Source organism: Intrasporangium sp. (assembly GCF_035280925.1).
Taxonomy (GTDB): Bacteria; Actinomycetota; Actinomycetes; order Actinomycetales; family Dermatophilaceae; genus Intrasporangium.
In genome coordinates this window covers 1-2,329 of record NZ_DATEEY010000172.1, presented here as the reverse complement: position 1 = coordinate 2,329, position 2,329 = coordinate 1, and the positions used below count along the sequence as shown (strand labels likewise).

The window sequence follows — 2,329 nt, the reverse complement described above, 5'->3', positions numbered from 1 at the left end:
GCGGAGATGATCCCAGGAGCGCCCCAGTCGAGTCAGCGCGCCCGGCGGTCACAGCGATCGGACGATCTCAAAGAGACATGCTGTGATCAGCGTGAACATCAGTAAGACACGTTGCCGCCACGCCGCCTGCCCATATCCGGGCATCCGACGGTTCATATGGTAGATCAGCAACATGACAGCGAAACCAGCCTCGAGACGAGGCTGGGAAGCGTTCGCCCGCCCGGCGCAGGTCAACCAGCGGCGGTACGAGGCGGTCCGCGCCTATGTGCTGGAGGGCGCGCCGCTGGCCCAGGCCGCAGCCCGGTTCGGGTACACCCCGTCGGCGCTGGCGTCGTTGGTCCGCGACTTCCGGGCCGGCAAGCTGGAACTGTTCGCCGACCCGGGCAGACCCGGCCGCAAGAGCGCTCCGAAGAAGGACGCCGCCCGCGGCCGGGTCATCGAGCTGCGCCGCGAGGGCATGTCGGTCTACGAGATCAGCAGGCGGCTGACCGCGGAGGGCACGCCGCTCAACCGCACCGGGGTCGGGCAGATCCTGGCCGAGGAGGGCTTCGGGCGGCTGTTGCGCCACCCCGAGCCCGAGGCCAGCATCAGCCCGGCCACCACCGGGCGGGACACGACACTGCCCCGCGCCAAGGTCATCGACTTCGGCCGCTTCCCGGCCGCCGCCACCACGCGGTTGGCCGGTCTGCTGCTGGCCGTCCCGGACCTGGTCGCCCTCGACCTGCCCACCCTGGCCCGCACGGCCGGCTACCCCGGCACTCGCGTCATCCCCGCCGTCAGCTGGCTGCTGTCCCTGCTGGCGCTCAAGCTCACCGCCACCCGGCGCGTCAGCCACGTCGACGACCTGCTCGACGACCCGGCCAGCGCGCTGTTCGCCGGGCTGGCGATCCTGCCGAAGAAGTCCGCGCTGACCGAGTACTCCTACCGCCTCTCGCATGACCACCAGCGCAACTTCCTGGCCGCCCTGGACGCCAAGCTCGTCGCTGCCGGGCTGGCCGGCAGCGACGAGGGCATCTTCGATCTGGACTTCCACGCCGTCATGCACTGGGGTGCCGACCCGGCCCTGGAACGCCACTACGTGCCCACCCGGTCCCAGCGCGCCCGGTCGGTGCTGACCTTCTTCGCCCAGGACAGCGGCACGCACAACCTGGTCTACGCCAACGCCGACATCTCCAAAGCCACCCAGCACCGCGAGGTCATCACGTTCTGCGACCACTGGAAGGCCGTATCCGGCACCGACCCGGCGATGCTGGTCATGGACCAGAAGGTCACCAATCAGGCCGTGCTCGGTGAGCTCGACGCGCGGGGCGTCAAGTTCCTCACCTTGCGGATGCGCTCCCCGGCTCTGGTCCGCCACATCAACGCGCTCACCCCGGCCGACTTCAAGACGATCACGTTGGACCGGCCCGGCCCCCACAACAAGCCGAGAGTCCACGAGGACAAGGCGGTCAAGCTAACCAGCTACCCCGGCACCGCCCGCCAGCTCGTCGTCACCGGTCTGGGCCGCGACGCCGCCACGGTCATCATCACCAACGACCACCACGCCAGCGTCAAGAAACTGATCAGCCAGTACGCCCGCCGCATGACGATCGAGCAGCGCCTGGCCGAGATCATCCGCTCCTTCTGCGCCGACGCCCTGTCCAGCACCGTCAACCTCAACGTCGATCTGGACATCATGCTCTGCGTCCTGGCCCAGGCCCTGCTCGCCGCATTCCGGAGCCGGCTCGGCGCCGGCTACGCCAACGCCGCCCCCGACACGCTTCAACGGCGCTTCCTCGACAGCTCCGGCACCATCACCACCACCGGCGACCAGATCACAGTCCGCATCGACCGCCGTGCCTACTCACCCGTCCTGCGTCAAGCCAGCCTCCCGCCCGACACCACCGTCCCCTGGTGGCACGGACGGCGCCTCCACTTCGAGTTCAGCTAGCCAGCCGGGGTCGAAGAAGCTGCGTGGAAATCGGCGCTAAGGCGACAGGGCGACCGGCAGCGGACGGGCCCGCGCCCGACGGACGTGCGGCGCCACCGGGCTGAACCGCAGTGCCTCGGGCAGCCGCAGCAGGATCTCGCGGCGGCCGGTCAGCGTGAGCAGGCCGGCCCGGGCCGCGGCCGGCAGTTCGAGCATGCCCTCCCACACCTGGTAGAGGACGCCCAGCGGCGACTCCACCGTCAGGTCCACCTCGTAACCCGGGTCGGTGAAGCACAGCGACACGTCGTGCGGCTCCACGACGAACCAGAAGCGGCGGCGCCTGGCGTCGGGCACCTGCACATGCAGCACCGTCCGGCGGTCGCCGAACGGGGTCGGGTCGATCCCGCCCCGGATCCACCA

General features: G+C 70.0%; 1 protein-coding gene and 1 pseudogene. One reads left to right on the top strand and one right to left on the bottom strand.

Going from position 1 to position 2,329, the window contains the following annotated elements; translation table 11 throughout:
- The first annotated feature begins 172 nt into the window (after positions 1–172).
- Complete coding sequence (locus VJN29_RS15570) at positions 173–1,930, top strand: helix-turn-helix domain-containing protein (protein ID WP_324144547.1); 1,758 nt, start codon at positions 173–175, stop codon at positions 1,928–1,930.
- A gap of 36 nt (positions 1,931–1,966) precedes the next feature.
- On the opposite strand, the pseudogene VJN29_RS15565 reads toward VJN29_RS15570, so the two are convergent.
- A pseudogene (locus VJN29_RS15565) lies at positions 1,967–2,329 on the bottom strand (hypothetical protein); the annotation flags it as partial.

Coding starts and splice junctions, on each gene's coding strand:
- VJN29_RS15570 (WP_324144547.1), top strand. CDS start 173: ATGACAGCGAAACCAGCCTCGAGACGAGGCTGGGAAGCGTTCGCCCGC.